We start from the raw sequence: 16,750 nt of genomic DNA, 5'->3' as shown, positions 1-16,750 counted from the left end.
GCACAGACGAAAGGCCCGTCCGATCTCGTGGATCGGACGGGCCTGACTCGTTTCAGCGCAGAGTCACTCCTCCAAGATCGCCACCGCAGCAGCGATGTCGCCGTCGTGCGTCAGCGACAGGTGGATCTTGACCGTCGGCAGAAACTCCTGCGCCATGCCGTGCAACTTGATGGACGGGCGACCCCACGCATCGTTGACCACCTCGATCAACGGGTACGGGTTGTCGCCGATCTGCGGCGGTCGAGCAAATCGCGATGTCGCCCACGCCTTCAGAACTGCTTCCTTGGCGGCCCACCGTGCCGCGTAGTGGCGGGTCGGATCGGAACTCTTCGTCGCGGCGTGTCGACGCTCACCCGCGGTGAAGCTGTCGCGGATCATCGTCGTGCCGACCTTCTCCATCTGCTCGGCAAAGTCGGACACCGTCACCAGGTCGAAACCCACTCCCAGGATCGCCATCAGATGGCACCCGGCAGACCGGTGGAGTAGACATCGTCGTCGCCGAGGCGAGCGGACTCGTTGAGCAACACGTGTGCCTCCAGTTCTCGCGACGCCTTGGCCGGCGTCCCGTCATGTCCCAGCCGTCGGTCGTCGGGCCGCTCGTACAGGGAGTCGCCTCCCACCATTGCCGAGATCAGCCTGCGCTGACCGGCGATCCGACGCTCGTTCGCCTGAGCGATGTACGCAGCACGCCTCTCCGCCGGAACGGCCTCGAGGAATGCCTGCGGGTGCACCAGTGCGATGAGCCCGGACACGTGCCCGAACCCGAGCGAGGTGAGCAGACCTGCCTTGAGCGGAACCGAGTCACCGAAGCGCAGCGGCTCGCGAGCCCACACCAGGTGCTCGAATCCGGTCATCTTGTCGTCGACGCAGTCGAGGCTGCGGTTCGGCGGAATGACGCCGTTGGCCAGCACCTGGCACAGGCCGATCAGCTGCCAAGCAGCCGCTCCGCCCTTCGAGTGACCGGTGAGGCTCTTCTGCGAGACGACGAACAGCGGAGCGCCGTCCGATCGGCCGATGGCCTTGGCGAGCCGGGTGTGCAGTTCCGCCTCGTTCGGGTCGTTGGCTGCAGTGGACGTGTCGTGCTTGGAGATGACGGCTACATCGTCCGCACTGACGCCGAGGGCGTTGAGCGAGAGCGCCAGCGCCGAATCCTTGCCACCGCGACCGGCACTGAGCGCGCCGAGTCCCGGAGCCGGGATGGAGGTGTGCACTCCGTCGCCGTACGACTGGGCGTAGGCGACCACTCCGAGGACAGGGAGGCCCATCTCGAGTGCCAGGTCGCCGCGAGCGAGCAGAATCGTTCCGCCGCCGTGCGACTCGACGAATCCTCCGCGCCTGCGGTCGTTGGCCCGGGAGAAGCGTCGATCACTGATTCCCTTGGCGGTCATCGCTGCCGAGTCCGCGGTGGCCGACATATCACCGAAGCCGATGATGCCCTCGCTGCTCAGGTCGTCGAATCCGCCGGCGACCACGAGCTCCGCCTTGCCCAGCTTGATCTTGTCGACGCCTTCTTCGACGGAGACCGCAGCGGTGGCGCAGGCGGCGACGGGGTGAACCATCGCGCCGTAGCTACCGATGTACGACTGAACCACATGCGCGGCAACGACGTTCGGCAGAGCTTCCTGCAGGATGTCGTTGGCACGAGCATCGCCGAGCAAGGTGTCGATGTACAGCGAGCGCATCGATTCCATGCCGCCCATGCCGGTGCCCTGCGTGTTGGCGACCAGCGTCGGGTGCACCCAGCGCATCAGTTCCGACGGGTTGAAGCCCGAGGAGATGAACGCGTCGACCGTGGTGACGATGTTCCACAGGGCAACTCGGTCGACCGAGCTGGCCATGTCGGGCGAGATTCCCCACTTGGTGGGATCGAATCCGGTCGGAATCTGTCCACCCACGGTGCGGGTGAGCTTCATCTTGCGCGGAACGCGAATCTCGGTGCCCGCCTTGCGGGTGACCTGCCAGTCGCTCGAATCGGGGACCGGTGTGATCAGCGTGTGCTCGGGATCGGCTGCTGCGAACGACCGAGCGTCGATCTCGGTTCCGACCACGAACGTCAGATCGTTGTCGAGGAAGATCGAGGTCATCAGCGGAGCGGTGTTTCCGACCATCGCGCCGTCGTCGCCGTAGGTGCGGATACCGCACTTCTCGACCACGATGTCGTGGTACTTGTCGGCGATGTCCTCCTCGGGCACCAGGTCACCGGACTCGATGTCGTACCAACCCGGCTTGGGATCGTTCTCCCACGCGATCAGGCCGGTGTTCCATGCGAGTTCGAGAACGCCTGCGGCCGAGAGCTGCTCGTCGACCTCCATCTCGAAGCGGGTACGCGCCGAACCGTACGGTCCGAGCTCACCTGCGCCGACGATGACGATCAGGTCCTTCGGATCGACGTCCAGTGTCGGCCAGGCCGGAGCCGTGGTCGAAGTCGACAGCCGCGGCGGTGCGGGCAACGCGGCGATGACCGAGTTGTCCACTGCCTCTTCGGTGTTCTCGGCAGCGGCCGCAGCCGCATCCCGAGCGAGCTCGACGAGGTCGAGCTTGGTGTTGGCCAAACCACCCGTGAGATCGGCGATGATCGGCTCCTGCGCGGCCTGGCGGCGAGCGGCAGGTGTGCACAGTTCGAGCAGTTCGGTCGCCATCTCCTCGGTCGACCAGGTGCGCACACCCTCGGCCTCGACGGCCTCGACGATGGGATCGTTACCGCCCATCAGCCCGGTGCCGCGGACCCACCCGATATGAGCATGGGCGATGGACACGCGCTCGGCCCAGTTCTTCTCCGAACTCCACTTGGCGACAACCGCGTCGAGTGCGGCCTTGGACTCGCCGTAGGCACCGTCGCCACCGAACATTCCACGGTTCGGCGATCCCGGCAGCACCACGTGCAGGTGGGTGTCGATGTCGGTGTCGTAGCCGACCTTCGACAGTCCGGTGATCAGCCGCTCGACCGACCAGAGCAGCACGCGCATTTCCATCTCGGCGCGAGCTCCGGCGTCGGACATCTCGCCCATGACCCGGGGTGCGGCGAACGGGAACAGCATCGTCGGCGTAGCGGCGGCCTTGACCAGAGTCTTTGCGCCACCGGCAGTGTCGATGTAATCGCTACCGATCCACTCGATGAGCGCATCGACGTCGGTGTACGACGCGATGTTGGCCGGAACCACCCACAGCGACGCTCCGCTACGCGCGTTGTCGCGGTAGAGCGAGCGGTAGAAGCCGAGCCGCTCGTCGTTGAGTTTGGACGTTGTGACGAAGACCGTCGCTCCCCCGGCCAGCAACTTGGCGGTCACCGCTGCTGCGATGGACCCCTTGCTGCCACCGGTGACGACTGCGATCTCGTCGGCCCACTGCCCCTTGTCCTCGGACGCGACCGCGATATCGGCGATACGTCCGTAGGTCTCGGCGAGCACGGTCTTGTTCTCGTAGTCGGCCTTGGCCTTCCACCACTGGGCCTGAGCCGCAACGGCATTGCCTGCGCCGGCGAAAGATTCGACGGCGACATCGCCTGCGGTACCGAGCCACAACCGGGCCAGATCCTCACGGGCGGTTGCCCACCGGTCGTCGATCAGGACGGCACGCTTGGCGTCGAACGAGGGGGCGACCAGGCGAGGCCAGTCGGAGCCGAGCTCTGCCGAGACCAGTTCCACCAGTGCAGCATCGGGATCCTCGGCCAGCAGTGCATTGGGAGCATCTGCGAGTCCGAGCTGCTCGAGCACCAACCGGGCAGCGGAGGCGAGAACGCCGTCGCGGCCGGTGATGTGCTCGGTGAACTCTCCCAGAGCAGCAGCGTCGACGGTTCCGCCGGCTCCACCGCCTGCCTGCGGCATCGAGACTGCGACGCCGCGACGTGCGGCCACCGCGGCCACCGCGGAGTCGATGACGTTGTCGACAGCAGTGCCGTCGGCGAGCGCGCCGTCGGCCAGGCCGCCGAGCGCACCGCCGCGGACCGACGCACCGTCACGGGTACCGAGGGCGACCTCGGCGGTGACGTGATGCGCCCAGCCGTCGCCCAGTTCCCAGGTCTTCTTGACGCGATCGGCAATCGAGGCCGGGCGTCGTCCCGAGGGGCCGAAGACCTTGCGGAGGTGGTCGTTGATCGAGTCGCTGAGCACCGGGCCGAAGGGCTTGTAGGTACGAGCGAGCTTGTTCACCGTGCCCGAGAGTGCGCCCATGTCGGCGTCTGCTGCACCGTCGATGGCACCGAGCGAGAGCTCGGAGCCGAGGTCGACGAGCAGCTGGTTACGGCGTGAGGACACGCCGTCGCACAGTGCCTCGATGGTGTCGGCGGGGCCGATCTGATCGAGCTGCAGTTTGGTCCACAATCCGATGAGGATCTTGGTGGCATCGGCGGCGACGAAGGCGATGTCGTCCGGACGAGGTCCACCCGAGGGTGCTGCTGCCGGGGCGGGTGCGGCGGCCGGGGCGGCCGCTGCCGCGGGAGCGGCATCTTCTGCCGGGGCCGACTCGTCGACGTCCTCGGCCGGAGCCGGGTCGGTGTCCGTGCCGTACACGATCGCGGCTTCACGCTCGAGGTTGAGCACCTCGACCGGGTGACCGAAGCGGCCGGGCAATTTCAGGGTCTGCGATGCGAGGTTCGCCACGGTCGGCGTTGCGCCGAGACCGATCTCGACGAAGCGCTCGACGCCCATGCCGCCGTCGGACTCGTCTGCGAACAGCAGGTCCTGGGTTTCGATCCAGCGGACCGGGCTGGCGAACTGCCAGGCCAGCAGCTCGGTAAGAATCACGCGGCACAGATCGCTCGGCCGTGCTGCCCAGGAATCGAAGTCCGCGAGCACGGTGTTCAGCGGCTCGGACGGCACAAGATCGGCGATCTCCTGTGCGAACTCGCGGTCGAGCGAGAAGGGCTTGGGCACCAGGTTCGGGATGTAGCGCCCCACCAGGATCGCCGGATCGAGCTGCTCGGGCAGCAGTGTTTCGAGGCGGTTGCGGAAGTCGTCGACTCCGCCGCGCAGCACCGTGGAGTGGAACGGCACGTCGATGCCGGGAACCATTATGTAGGCGGCCTTGCCACCGAATTCTGCGCGGCGGATCGCGATCTTCTTCTCGAGCTCGCCGAGGCCGGCAACCGTGCCTGCGATGGCGTACTGCGAACCGCGCAGGTTGAGGTTGACGATCTCGAGGAATTCACCGGACTCTGCTGCGACACCGGCGACGAAGCCCTGCACGTCCCCGTCGGCCAGGCCGATCTGGGACGGGCGAATGGCAGCCATCCGGTAGTCGCTCCGGCCGCTGGCGTCACGAGGGACCAGTGCATGCATGGCCGAACCGCGCTGGAAGACGACCTCGAGGACGGCTTCGAGCGGAAGCACACCGGCAACGGCTGCGAGTGCGTTGTACTCGCCCACGGAGTGGCCGGCGAGGATGGAGTTCTCCACGAACGCTCCGGATTCACGCAGTTCGGCAACCTGTGCGACGCCGAGAACGGCCATCGCAACCTGGGTGAACTGGGTCAGGTGCAGAACACCGTCGGGATGCTTGTGCGTGACGCCGCGCGCCTTGAGCGACGTCGGGTTGTCTCGCACCACAGCGAGAATCGAGAATCCGAGGGCGCTGCGGGTGTGCTTGTCGGCACGCTCCCACACTTCACGTGCGGCCTTCGAGCGAGCCCGTGCGTCCAGTCCCATACCCGGGCGCTGGATGCCCTGGCCGGGGAAGGCGTAGACGGTCTTCGGCGCGGCAGTGCGGGCGGTGGCGACCATGACGAGTTCGCCGCCGACACGGCAGGAGACCTCGACCAGTTCGGCACCCTGATCGAACCCGGTGCGGTCGACCCGAACGTCGATCTCGGCACCGGGACGAACCATGCCGAGGAAGCGTGCGGTCCACGCAGTGAGGCGACGCGGCGGAATCTTGGTGTCCGCGTGATCGACTGCGGTGACCGTCTGCTGAGCAGCAGCCGAGAGCCACATGCCGTGCACGATGGGGCTGCCGAGGCCGGCGAGCAGCGCCGCGGCGTCGGAGGTGTGAATCGGGTTGTGGTCACCCGAGACCTGAGCGAAGGCCGCCATGTTGCGCGGTGCGACGATCGTTGCCTGACGGCGACGACGACGAGGGGTGTCCTTCGCGTCGGCGCTGAGCGATCCGCCGGCGCGGGCCGGATCGGACAGCTCGCCCTTGCCGGTACGTCCACGAATCGCGAAGCGCTCCACCAGGGTTGCGATGGCGGGAGCGTCGAGACCTTCGCCGAGCATGGCACCGATATCGACCGTGACCTCGACGACGCGGCCGAGGTCGGTGTCGAGCACCTCACCGGAAGCGGCCTTGACGACGAGAATCGAGGTGTCGGTGGGCAATTCGCCGACCAGATTGACGCTGTGATCGAGGTGCACCAGGTCGAGCATGCCTTCGATGACGTCGATGCCCTCAGCAGGAGTGGAGCCTGCGGAATGACCCGTCTGGCCAGTGCGGGTGGCACCCAGGACGGCGAACACGGCGGGCCAGCATGCACCGACGAGAACGTCGGGGACGGCCTTGCCACTGACGGTCAGCGTCTCGGGCAGCCCGGAGCCGGTGACGCCTGCGTGATCGGCGATCAGATCGGGAATCCACGCGATGTTGAGCCGTGCGACACCGCCCTTGACAGACGGAAGCTCCTGGCCTGCAGCAACTCCGAGCAGAGCCGACATGGCCTGCTGGGCATCCTGCGCGGTGACGACGGGTGCGCCGCCGTCGATCGTGGAGGCGGGCACCGTCAAACGGATGCGCACTTCCTTGCCCGGAGCGAGGGGAACCAGCAGCTCCACATGTTCCGAATCCAGCACGGTCAGCGAGGAGCCGGTCTGCGGATGCGAGGCAACAGTGTCGGAATCCACGGTCCAATCGGCCGGATCACCCAGTCGTGCAACGGGGTTCTGCGTCATCCGCGAGGCCCAGGTGACGTCGGGAGCTGCCAGCACGATTCCCAGCAGTCCGGGCGCGATCTCCGCGTGGCGACGGCTGGCGACAGCCGAGGACTCGACACCCTCGGCGAGAAGCTGATCCGCGGTGGCCTTCTCGAACCGGTTCAGCAGCTCGCCGACCGGCTCGTCCACGCGGGTGATACCTGCGACGGCCACGGTTCCGGGGATGATGCAGACCTGATCGGCGGAGTAGCGCGCATCGTGTGCCTGCCACAGCGAGTCACTGCGCCACCAACGGCGCACATCGCCGTCGACGACGGGGACGAAGTTGACCGGCTTGCCGGGCATGCGGCACAGCGAGGTGAAGAAAGTGATGTCGGCCGGGTGCAGCACTACCTCGGCGGCGTCGGGGAACTGTGCGAGCAGCGATTTCAGTGCTGCACGCGGGCGTTCGAGCGCCTCGGCATCGGCGAACAGGGTGGGGATGGGGCCACGATCGACCGGGTGCAGACGAGCCTCGGCGCGCTGCAGCATCTCCAGGAAGCGAGTCCGCCAGGTGACGTCGAGCCAGACCGATTCGCGTGCCTCGGACACGGCATCGGTGAACTCACCGCCGCAGTCGAATTCGCTGCGCGAGTCCGTACCGATGGCCAGGTCCAGGTAGCGAGCGAGCCATTGCTGGTAGGTCATCTCGGCGACGTCGCCGAAGAACGGCTTGGCGGTTCCGTCGAGTGCGGCGATGATCTCGTCGCGGCGCTCGGCCACGGCGTCGGCGTTTCCGGCGACCTCGTCGAGCAGTCGACCGCAGCGCGAGGCCGCGTTGTCGATTTCGTGGATGTCGGCACCGAGCTGGCTACGGCCGGAGGCCATTCCACCGTTCGCGGTACCGGCACCGACCCAATCGGGAGTTCCCGGTGTGTCGACGAGAAGCTGCTTGACCTCGGGAGCCGTCGTGGCTTCGAGGGTGGCCATGGCTGCGGTACCGACGAGGATGCCGTCGAGCGGCATCTTCGGGTAGCCGTGCACAGCAGACCAGGTGCCGGTGAGGTACTCCGCTGCGCGCTCGGGTGTACCGATGCCGCCGCCGACACAGACGACGAGGTTGGGCCGCGCACGCAGCTCTGCGTAGGTGGCCAACAACAGGTCGTCGAGGTCCTCCCACGAGTGGTGTCCGCCTGCGCGGCCACCCTCGATGTGGACGTTGACCTGGTAGGACGGCACCTCGTTGGCGATGCGGATGACGGCGCGGATCTGCGCCACGGTGCCGGGCTTGAACGAGACGTAGCTGATGCCTGCCTCGGAGAGCTCCTCGATGAGAGCGACGGCTTCGTCGAGCTCGGGAATGCCTGCGGTGACGACGACTCCGTCGATGGCGGCACCGGCGGCGCGAGCGCGCTGCACGATGCGGCGTCCGCCTAGCTGCAGCTTCCACAGGTAGGGATCGAGAAAGAGCGAGTTGAACTGGATGGCGCGGCCGGGCTCGAGCAGAGTGGAGAGCTCGGCGACCCGATCGGTAAAGATGTCCTCGGTGACCTGACCGCCGCCGGCGAGCTCGGCCCAGTGGCCTGCGTTGGCAGCTGCGGCAACGATCTTCGCGTCGACCGTCGTCGGCGTCATGCCGGCGAGCAGGATCGGCGAACGTCCGGTCATCTTGGTGAAGGAGGTCTCGACCACGACGCGGCCGTCGGGAAGGGTGACCGGCTTGGGTGCAAACGCCGACCATGCGGGCTGCACCTCGGGAGCAGCTCCCGGGGTGAGCAGATTGCGGTGGCCCCCACGCGAGGATGCGGCGATGATGCCGACGCCCTGTCCGCGCAGTGCCGGAGTGGTCATCCGGGTCAGCAGGTCGCCCGGACCGAGATCGAGGATCCAGTCGGCACCGGCATCGACGACACCGTCGATGGCGTCGACCCAATCCACGGAGTCGACGAGGATCTTCTGCGCGAGGTCGCGAGCGAGTTCGACATCGAGTCCGCAGCGCTGCGCCCAGGCACTGACGAGTTCGACAGCGTCGGCCAGGGCGGGGTGGTGGAAGCCGATCTCGACCGGAAGCTGCTCGAAGACCGGAGCGAACACGGCACCGCCACGCTTCTTGGCGTCACGCTCGTGCTCTTCCTCGGCAGCGATCTGCTCGCACTTCTCCTGCACGCGGGCCAGCTGGGCCGGTGGTCCCGAGAGTACGACGCGACGGCGGCCGTTGCGGATGGCGAGAGCCGCGGATCGCTCCGGCGCTCCGGGAACAGCGAGTTCATCGATGATCGCCTGCAGGCGTGCGGGTTCGACGTTGGCAACAGCGACCATCGGAGCACGGTCACCCGCACCGATGATGCCGCGGCGACGCCCGACGAGACCTGCTGCCGCACCGACGAGTTGAGCGATGGCGAGGAAGTTCGAGTCCTGCGCGCCATCCGCAGCGACGGACTCGGCAGCAATGAGACCCTGCGAGTGTCCGACCACCTTGACCGGCGGGGTCTGGGCGGGATCGAGTCCCTGCAGCTTCAACGCGCGCAGCGCTGCTACCTGAGTGAGGAACACTCCGGGAAGCGAGACGGCTGCGGACGTCAGTGCCGCCTCGGACGGTCCGTACGAGGCGGCCGTGTCGTCATCGGCGAGATCCTGCTCGAGCATCCAGCCGATCGGATCGAACCCGACCGAGCGGACGACCAGCAGCTCGTCGGAGACGGGCGCGAGCACTGCTGCGGCCTCGTTGACGAGATCGGTGAGTTCGGGCTCGAGGGCGGAGTCGCGGGCCAGCTCTTCGAGCGAGCTGAGCCACGGTGCACCCTGGCCTCCGAATGCCAGTGCATACGGCTCTCCTGCGGCGAAACGATCTGCCAGAGTCCGAGAGCCGCCACTGCTTCTAGGGGATTTGCCTGCGTCGCCGTTGCTCCGCGTGCCTCGTCCGTGTGCTGGTGTGCTCTCGTTGATCGTCAAGGCTGAAGATTCCTCTCGTGGACGCCTCGGGGGTCAAGGCGCTCGCTGTGATGGTTGCCAGAGTGCGTCGTGGGCTACAGGGGCGATGCGGTGAGCCGGTCTTCGTCGACAGGTCTCTTCCGCGCTGCTCAAGACTGACACAAAATCATGAGGAAATCCTCAGGTTTGCTCGGACGTCCGAGTGCTACCAGCGAGTACGCCGATCGAAGCGCATTTACTTTCGGTTTACCCAACCCGTCGGTAACCGACGTCGATGCTGGCGAGAGCGTCGCCCGAGGATTCAGAACATGAGGAAAGCCTCGCATTTTTCGTTATCGTTCCGTTATGTGACCTCGAGCACATGCTGCGGCCGCGCGACCTTGTCGGTGGGGTCCTCTAGCTTCATCGGACGACCCACTCCGCGAATGAGTGGTCGACGGAATCCGGGGGGAAATTCATGTATTCATCGGTAACGGACATCTGCACGGCGGACGAACTCGAGGCGATACTGCTACTCATCGAATCGTCTGCGCCACAGTCACGTTCACCGCACTGGACACCGGGGTGGCGCGGCGAGAGCGAGGTTGCACTGTTGGATGCAGTCTTCTCCGCGCGCGCACCGTACGGCGGACCCACCAGTGGGGTCCGCGCGGTGATCAGTCGGTGGCGATCCCATCGAGGCGATAACCGACTCGACGACTTGACAACCCTTGCCGAACTGACCACCGATCCGGATTCGCTGGTGGAGATTCTATCCAACCGGCAACTGGTTCCGGGAAACAGCCGAACCAAGGGGGCCGCCGTCGCTGTGGCTGCACACACCTTGGTCTCGCTGGGGTTGTTCTGTTCCGCCGACTTCGAACAGCCCACCGAGGAACAGTTCGATGCGTTCCGTGCGATACCGGGTCTCGGCGAGACCACGTGGGAGTGCATGCTGATGCACCTCGGCGTACGGACCGACAAGGCGGTCGGCCACCTGCACTCGTTCGTCGCAGACGCACTCGAGCCGCTCCACCAGAATCTGGCCGCCGAAATTACCGAGGACCGTTGTGCCGTCGTCCTCGGAGCCGCGGCCGAGGCGCTCGGCACGAACCTCGCCTCGCTCGAGCACGCAGTATGGCGCTATCAGCACAAGCTACGGAGACCGAAGCGGCGTCAGTCCGAGGTAGCGCTTCGATCGGCGGGATGAGTTCGCGACATCAACACCTCTACGCCGTCGAGGATGCACTCCAACCCGAAACGGTAGGCATGCACGGGGTCGCCGGCGGCGTCGTACGACGTCGCCGCGGCCGTACCGACCCGAGACGACACCGGAAAGCGCTCACGATCCATCACCTGTTCGATGATCGGAGCCGTGGCCGCCCACCACTGCGCGTCGGTCATTCCCGACTGTTCCTTCACCCGAGTGGCGGCGGCGAGGGCGCGCGCAGTACCGGAGACATGAGTCAGCACCAGCGTGAGCACAGAGTCGATCTCGATGTCGCTCAGACCGGTGTCGACCAGGGTGCGCAACTCGGCCTCGTACTTGTCGTTGGTGTGCGGACCCAGCACAGGACGCGCACCCTCCGCCTCCAGGAGCCACGAATGCCGTTGATACAGAGCCCAATTGCGCTCGGCAACGAAACGCAGCGCGGGACGCCACCCGCCAGGATCAGCGGACGGCTCGTCCACGTGCGAGTAGAGGCCTGCGATGGATCGGTCGATCATCAGATCGGCCAGTTCTTCTCGACCCGGAACGTGGGTGTAGAGCGACATGGCACCGACACCGAGATGCTCGGCCACGTTGCGCATCGAGACGAACTCGAGACCGTTCGCGTCGGCCAGCTCGATGGCGGCGTCGACGATTGCGTCCACGCTCAGCCCTGTTCGACTCGTCTTCGTCCCCACTCGCCACAGCAGTTCGAGAATGCGCGCCGGGTCGAAGGGAACGCCATTTTTCGATGCCATTCGCCGAGTGTAAATCCGCCGTACGCCGTACCTTGCGACGTACACGGCGCGGAGTCGCGCAAGACGGACCAGACGAAGCCCTGTCAACGCTCGCCCGGTCCGACTCCGGGAACAGCCAGTGCGCCGGCTTCGATGTGCCAATTTCTTCCGGTTGACAACTTCTTCGGCGGCGTAGTTCACAACGAATCAGTCGGTGCTGACAATGAGTTTCCCGGCGCTGGAGGTAGTCGCGTGCTCGAGATCGATAAGAGCCGGGATTGCGTCGCCAAGACTGACGGTGCGGAGATGCGGGTGGCGATCTCACCTCATCCAGCGGCATCGGCGAGGTGTTGGAGGTTTTCGCTGTCCGGCCGGCCCATGAATGCGCCGCATGGGCCAGGCACGATGCTGCGTGCGAACTTTGCTACGGAAGGGACGATGTCGACGATTCGCCCACCTGGCTCGAGCATCCGACGTGCGGTGTCGAATGGCAGAGTCCCGCCGTGTCGACAACGACATCGAACCGACCGTTGAGAGGTGCGGGGTCGCGATCGAAGGCGACGACTGTATCGACGCCGAGTTGGTGGGCGTCTGCTTCCGACCCTGACCGGCAGCTACCGGTCACGGATGCGCACATGCCGGCTGCGAACTGCACGGCAACTCGGCCGACGCCACCGAGACAGCCATTGATGAAATGCTTTGCCCCGACTTCAGTTTGCCGGCTTCGACAACAGCCTGGTCAGCGGTGGGCCCTACGACGGACAGGGTGGCGGTTTGGGCGAACGTAGGACCGTCGGGCATGTGAGCGACGGACCGGTCCTCTGCAATCACGAACTCGGCGAACGCTCCGGCCTGTCGCAGGCCCGCCGCACCCAACACTTCTTCGCCGACCTGGAGACGAGTCACACCCCCTCCGACCCGTTCGATGACCCCGGCAAAATCGTGGCCCGACACCGCGAGGGAACTATTGCCCGGTCATGGGTCGCATCTCGCCGTTGCGGATCTTCCAATCCATTGCTTTCGCGGCGGCCGCACGCACTCGCACCAACACCTTTCCTCGGCCCGGTATCGGGGTATCCGCGTCTCCAAGGACGAGGACGTCCGGTCCGCCGTAGCAGTGGTATTGAAGGCGCTTCATCGTGTTCTCCTCGTAGCGTTCAGGCCTCGGCGCGCCACGGCGTAACCGGAACCGACGGCAGTCAGTACAGGGATCGTGCACCACAACTGCGGCCAGTCGTCTCTCCCCGGCGGGTCCACGCTCGCCGTCCCGGGGCAGAAGGTCGCAGACAGCTGGCTCGACCGTACGCCGACGCAGAAAGCGCAGCCGCGTCCAAAGTCACACGCCCGGAGCCGGGCCGCCGGGCCGCCGGGCGGCCGGCACCGGACGCAACGGAGCGCGCGCGGTCCAGGGCGTTTCCGAATTCATCGAAGCTTGTCGGCGGGCGCGGCGTGGATGGGCAAAATGACCCGGCTCGCGATCATCCAGCGCCCCTCGTACAGGCAAAACGTGTCGTCGTACACGACAGCGTGCAGGGCACCATCGTGCATGATCATCAGCCCCTTCGATCGTACGGAGGCCGTCGTCTCGCCGGTCTCCGTGATGACGATGTTGGTTACGAAATGTGACAGCGGTGCCCGCCCGGCAGCGAACATCTGCGCCGCAGCAGCACGCATGGCTTCGACGCCTCGGAAGGCACCCATCCCTGAGCGGGTCATGTCGTACGTGGCCTCAGGGGTGAACACGTCCCCGAGCCGGTCCAACCGGTTCTCATCGACCACGAACGCGTGGAGGGAAAGAGTTTCGGTGATCTGCTGGTGATCGTTGACAGTGAGCATGAAGCCTCCTTGTTTGGTACTCAGTACCGTAACAGACTCAGTACCTTTTGAGACTCGAGTCGGAGGCGGGCTATAGTTTCGACATGGCCGAACGACCATCCGAGGTGAAGAAATCTCCGCTGTCCTTGGTCGAACGCAAACAACACGCAGCACGAAATCGGATCATCGATGCCGCGGACGCCCTATTCGCCGAACGAGGCTTCGACAGCGTCTCCGTCACGGACATCGCAGAGCGTGCAGAGGTGGGTCGTACCACGTTTTTTCGGCATTTCGGGGACAAGACCGAGGTCGTCTTCGCTAAGGAACAGGCCATGTTCGACGCAATCACCGACGCAACATCCGTAGTGTCGACTCCCCCGGAATCCGTCAACTCCCTTGCAGGCGCTTTGAGCGCACTCGAACCCCTCGTGATCCAGCTGTGCAGGCAGGCAACTGCTGACCTCGCCGCCTACCAGCGGCACATGCTCCTCCTCGATGCACACGAGGAAATGCGCGCACGCGCCGCGCTGAAGCACCAGTACATCTCGGACGAACTCGCGAAAGTACTCCTCGCGCACGAGACTCCCCCCGCCATCGCTACCGTGGCGGCGCAGCTTGCATTGGCCTGCTACTCCAGCGGCCGCATCCTGGCCACGTCCCCCAGCGACCTCATCACCAAGACAAGCGCCGCCTTTCGCAGCACACTCGCGATCAATTCAGCGCCGACAAAAGGTTGACTCCTTCACGCCGACGCATCTCCAGCAGACGCCGTGAAATGGGTGCGATAGAACTATGAGTCGAGAGCAGCAGAGACACCGAGCCGCGTGCAGGTGTGGTGCCGTCGCAGTTCGGCCAGGCTGTAGACTTCACCGGCACGCGCGAGTGGCGGAATTGGCAGACGCGCTGGATTTAGGTTCCAGTGTCTCAGGACGTGGGGGTTCAAGTCCCCCCTCGCGCACGACGGTCGTTCGGACCTGTCCTCACGGCTACCAGATCGACACTTCCCAAGCAGCGAAGGCGGTTCGCGTGCCCGGTGATCCGAACGACGACGCCATCTTCGCCGAAATCGCGGACGAGCGACGCTCCATTGCGCAGACTCTCGATGAGTTCACACCCGAGCAATGGGACACACAGTCGCTGTGCAAAGCCTGGACCGTAGGCGACGTCGCGGCTCATCTGGTCGTTCCACTGATCGTCCCGACCTGGCAGTTCGGACTCGCCATGGTGCGCACCCGAGGCGATTTCGACCGAGCCAATCAGCTGATGACTCAGCGCGTACGTCGCCGGCACAGTGACGAGCTGCCTGCATTGCTGGAGGCCCACGCAGACAAGAAGTTCACGCCTCCCGGGCGTGGCCCGTCTGCTCCGCTGACCGACGTCATCGTGCACGGGCTGGACATATGCACGCCGCTCGGTATCGAGCACCGCATTCCGGAACATCGTATGGGCATGCTGCTCGATTTCCTGGTGCCCGAAACCGGCGCGGCTCCGTTCAAGGGCCCCGAGCTTCGACTGCACTGGCGCGCAACCGATCTCGACTGGAGTCGCGGTGACGGACCCACCATCGAAGGATCGGCGGCCACCCTGGCGCTGGTTCTGACCGGACGCAGCAGCGCGCTCTCCGGCATCGCCGGGCCTGGTGCCGAGCAACTCGCCGCCGCGCGGGCGAGCCGTCGCTCATAGATCGACCCTGGCCGTTCATGGTGAGAATCACCGCCGATCCGCACCACGCGACTACCTGCAGTAGTAGTAGCTCCGGTACCGTCGAAGGGTGACTTCATCCCGCCCGAACCGTCGACCTGCGTTGATCGCGCTGGTCATCGTGTCCGCGGTGGTCTGCCTCGGCCTCGGTTGGTGGCAGTGGGAGCGCTTCGAGGCTGTCGACGGCAACGGTCAGAACCTCGGCTACGCGTTTCAGTGGCCTCTGTTCGCAGCGTTCGTGATCTACGCCTATCGCAAGTTCGTTCGTCTCGAGGACGAGGACTCGGACGAGCTGGCCGCGACGCGGCCAGACGGGCCCACCGAAGTACCCCTCGATCTACTCCCCCGGCGCAGCGCCCCGGCGGCAGACGCGAACGACCTCGAAGATCCAGAGGCTCGGCAACTTCTCGAATACAACAGCTACCTCGCGGAGCTGAACGAATCCCGCGGGACCGACAGGAGCACCACGTGAGTTCGGCACCGGAGAAGACGCAGGCGGCTGCGAACAAGACCCAGAAGATTGCATCCGCATTGCTGCGGTACCGCGTGCTCGCGTATGCCACCGGCATCTGGTTGTTGGTCCTCGTCACCGAGATGGTCGCGAAGTACATATTCGAGGTCGAGAACGTGCCGACCTGGATCGCCGTCGTGCACGGTTGGGTCTACCTCGTCTACCTGGTTCTTACGATCGATCTCGCGATCAAGGTGCGGTGGCCTGCAGGCCGCACCATCGGAACGCTCCTGGCCGGCACCATCCCGTTCCTGTCGTTCTATGTCGAGCACAAGCGCACCAAGCAGGTCAAAGCCGACTTCGCCGTCTGACGTCAGCAGCTGACCGGCTGCGCGTTCTCCGGATCCAGGGCGTTGCGCACCAGCTGCTGAGCGAGCGGATCGTACGAGATTCCGGTGTGCTCGGTGACGTTGGCCGGGCACAGGTCCTGCAGGACGATGTTGGTGTTTCCTGCACCGCTGAGCAGCGATGCCGTATACGGAACGACGATCTGGTCGTAGCGGGTGACGATCGTCGTGTACTCGATGCCGGCGACGGTGTCACTGCCCTCGTTGAGGCGCTCGAGCACGTCGTTGCCGAGGGGAGGCCCGGCCGTGGGGTAGTTCGGCGGCGACAATGCGATGACGCGGGACACCGTGCGATCCCCGCCGAGGAAGCGCGCGTAGTAGCGCGGCACCGTGCCGCCCTTCGAGTGGCCCACGATCGACACCTTCTCGGCTCCCGTCGCGTCGAGGACGGAATCGACGAACGTCGAGAGTTCCTGCGCACTGTCGGGAATGGGTTCGAGCGCCCCGAAAGCCGGCACCGGCCCGGTGTTGCCGTAGTCGATCGCGAACACGCAGTACCCGGCGTCGACCAGCTCGGGCGACAGTGATGCCCAGTTGTCGTACGAGTTCTCCAGGAAGCCGTGCACCAGCACCACGGGCTCGGGGTGCTGCGCACTGGGAACGCACGAGTAGTCGTTCGCGCCCGCCGGCGTCACGCCCGGGTGCGCGATCGAGTAGGCGAACGCCTCGGCGAAGGAGCC

General features: G+C 65.7%; 13 protein-coding genes and 1 tRNA gene. 6 read left to right on the top strand and 8 right to left on the bottom strand.

Annotated features, from left to right (window positions below; all coding sequences use genetic code 11):
- Positions 1–63 precede the first annotated feature (63 nt).
- Entirely contained in the window at positions 64–456 is a 393-nt protein-coding gene (gene acpS / locus RHODMAR_RS12860; RefSeq protein WP_008715184.1) for a holo-ACP synthase AcpS, read from the bottom strand.
- A complete protein-coding gene (locus tag RHODMAR_RS12855; RefSeq protein ID WP_008715182.1) occupies positions 456–9,791 on the bottom strand; it encodes a type I polyketide synthase in 9,336 nt (3,111 codons plus the stop codon). Before RHODMAR_RS12855 ends, acpS begins: the two co-directional genes overlap by 1 nt.
- Positions 9,792–10,227: 436 nt before the next feature.
- On the opposite strand from RHODMAR_RS12855, the gene RHODMAR_RS12850 reads away from it, so the two are divergent.
- Entirely contained in the window at positions 10,228–10,959 is a 732-nt protein-coding gene (locus tag RHODMAR_RS12850) for a hypothetical protein (protein WP_008715180.1), read from the top strand.
- On the opposite strand, the gene RHODMAR_RS12845 is transcribed toward RHODMAR_RS12850, so the two are convergent.
- The 5 genes from RHODMAR_RS12845 to RHODMAR_RS12835 form a co-directional block, all read right to left on the bottom strand.
- Entirely contained in the window at positions 10,926–11,717 is a 792-nt protein-coding gene (locus RHODMAR_RS12845; protein ID WP_008715179.1) for a TetR/AcrR family transcriptional regulator, read from the bottom strand. The two genes, RHODMAR_RS12850 and RHODMAR_RS12845, sit on opposite strands and share 34 nt — an antisense overlap.
- A 600-nt stretch (positions 11,718–12,317) precedes the next feature.
- On the bottom strand, positions 12,318–12,602 hold the full coding sequence (locus tag RHODMAR_RS29095; RefSeq protein WP_232433651.1) for a hypothetical protein: 285 nt from the start codon (positions 12,600–12,602) through the stop codon (positions 12,318–12,320).
- Positions 12,603–12,660: 58 nt separating this feature from the next.
- Positions 12,661–12,834: an NADPH:quinone reductase gene (locus tag RHODMAR_RS29085; protein WP_008715176.1), complete on the bottom strand. Its 174-nt coding sequence runs from the start codon at positions 12,832–12,834 to the stop codon at positions 12,661–12,663.
- Positions 12,831–12,986, bottom strand: a complete 156-nt coding sequence (locus tag RHODMAR_RS29595) for a DUF6640 family protein (protein ID WP_442970049.1) — start codon at positions 12,984–12,986, stop codon at positions 12,831–12,833. Before RHODMAR_RS29595 ends, RHODMAR_RS29085 begins: the two co-directional genes overlap by 4 nt.
- 132 nt (positions 12,987–13,118) lie before the next feature.
- A complete protein-coding gene (locus tag RHODMAR_RS12835) occupies positions 13,119–13,532 on the bottom strand; it encodes a nuclear transport factor 2 family protein (protein WP_008715175.1) in 414 nt (137 codons plus the stop codon).
- Positions 13,533–13,615: 83 nt separating this feature from the next.
- Here RHODMAR_RS12835 and RHODMAR_RS12830 point away from each other — a divergent pair, with 83 nt between their 5' ends.
- From RHODMAR_RS12830 to RHODMAR_RS12810, 5 genes are all read left to right on the top strand, one after another.
- Positions 13,616–14,248: a TetR/AcrR family transcriptional regulator gene (locus RHODMAR_RS12830; protein WP_051048001.1), complete on the top strand. Its 633-nt coding sequence runs from the start codon at positions 13,616–13,618 to the stop codon at positions 14,246–14,248.
- Between the two features lie 139 nt (positions 14,249–14,387).
- Positions 14,388–14,469: transfer RNA gene (locus tag RHODMAR_RS12825), tRNA-Leu, on the top strand.
- A gap of 68 nt (positions 14,470–14,537) precedes the next feature.
- Positions 14,538–15,194: a maleylpyruvate isomerase family mycothiol-dependent enzyme gene (locus RHODMAR_RS12820; RefSeq protein WP_008715173.1), complete on the top strand. Its 657-nt coding sequence runs from the start codon at positions 14,538–14,540 to the stop codon at positions 15,192–15,194.
- An 88-nt stretch (positions 15,195–15,282) separates the two neighbouring features.
- Complete coding sequence (locus RHODMAR_RS12815) at positions 15,283–15,684, top strand: glucitol operon activator (RefSeq protein WP_042939023.1); 402 nt, start codon at positions 15,283–15,285, stop codon at positions 15,682–15,684.
- Complete coding sequence (locus RHODMAR_RS12810) at positions 15,681–16,034, top strand: DUF3817 domain-containing protein (RefSeq protein ID WP_008715171.1); 354 nt, start codon at positions 15,681–15,683, stop codon at positions 16,032–16,034. Before RHODMAR_RS12815 ends, RHODMAR_RS12810 begins: the two co-directional genes overlap by 4 nt.
- Before the next feature lie 2 nt (positions 16,035–16,036).
- On the opposite strand, the gene RHODMAR_RS12805 is transcribed toward RHODMAR_RS12810, so the two are convergent.
- Complete coding sequence (locus tag RHODMAR_RS12805; RefSeq protein ID WP_442970048.1) at positions 16,037–16,642, bottom strand: esterase/lipase family protein; 606 nt, start codon at positions 16,640–16,642, stop codon at positions 16,037–16,039.
- Between the last annotated feature and the right edge of the window lie 108 nt (positions 16,643–16,750).

This window comes from Rhodococcus sp. AW25M09, assembly GCF_000333955.1.
GTDB lineage: Bacteria > Actinomycetota > Actinomycetes > Mycobacteriales > Mycobacteriaceae > Rhodococcoides.
The sequence above is the reverse complement of the archived record's forward strand: the minus strand, read 5'-3'. Positions and strand labels throughout refer to the sequence as shown.

Coding starts and splice junctions, on each gene's coding strand:
- RHODMAR_RS12835 (WP_008715175.1), bottom strand. CDS start 13,532: ATGCTCACTGTCAACGATCACCAGCAGATCACCGAAACTCTTTCCCTC.
- acpS (WP_008715184.1), bottom strand. CDS start 456: ATGGCGATCCTGGGAGTGGGTTTCGACCTGGTGACGGTGTCCGACTTT.
- RHODMAR_RS12850 (WP_008715180.1), top strand. CDS start 10,228: ATGTATTCATCGGTAACGGACATCTGCACGGCGGACGAACTCGAGGCG.
- RHODMAR_RS12830 (WP_051048001.1), top strand. CDS start 13,616: ATGGCCGAACGACCATCCGAGGTGAAGAAATCTCCGCTGTCCTTGGTC.
- RHODMAR_RS12845 (WP_008715179.1), bottom strand. CDS start 11,717: ATGGCATCGAAAAATGGCGTTCCCTTCGACCCGGCGCGCATTCTCGAA.
- RHODMAR_RS29085 (WP_008715176.1), bottom strand. CDS start 12,834: ATGAAGCGCCTTCAATACCACTGCTACGGCGGACCGGACGTCCTCGTC.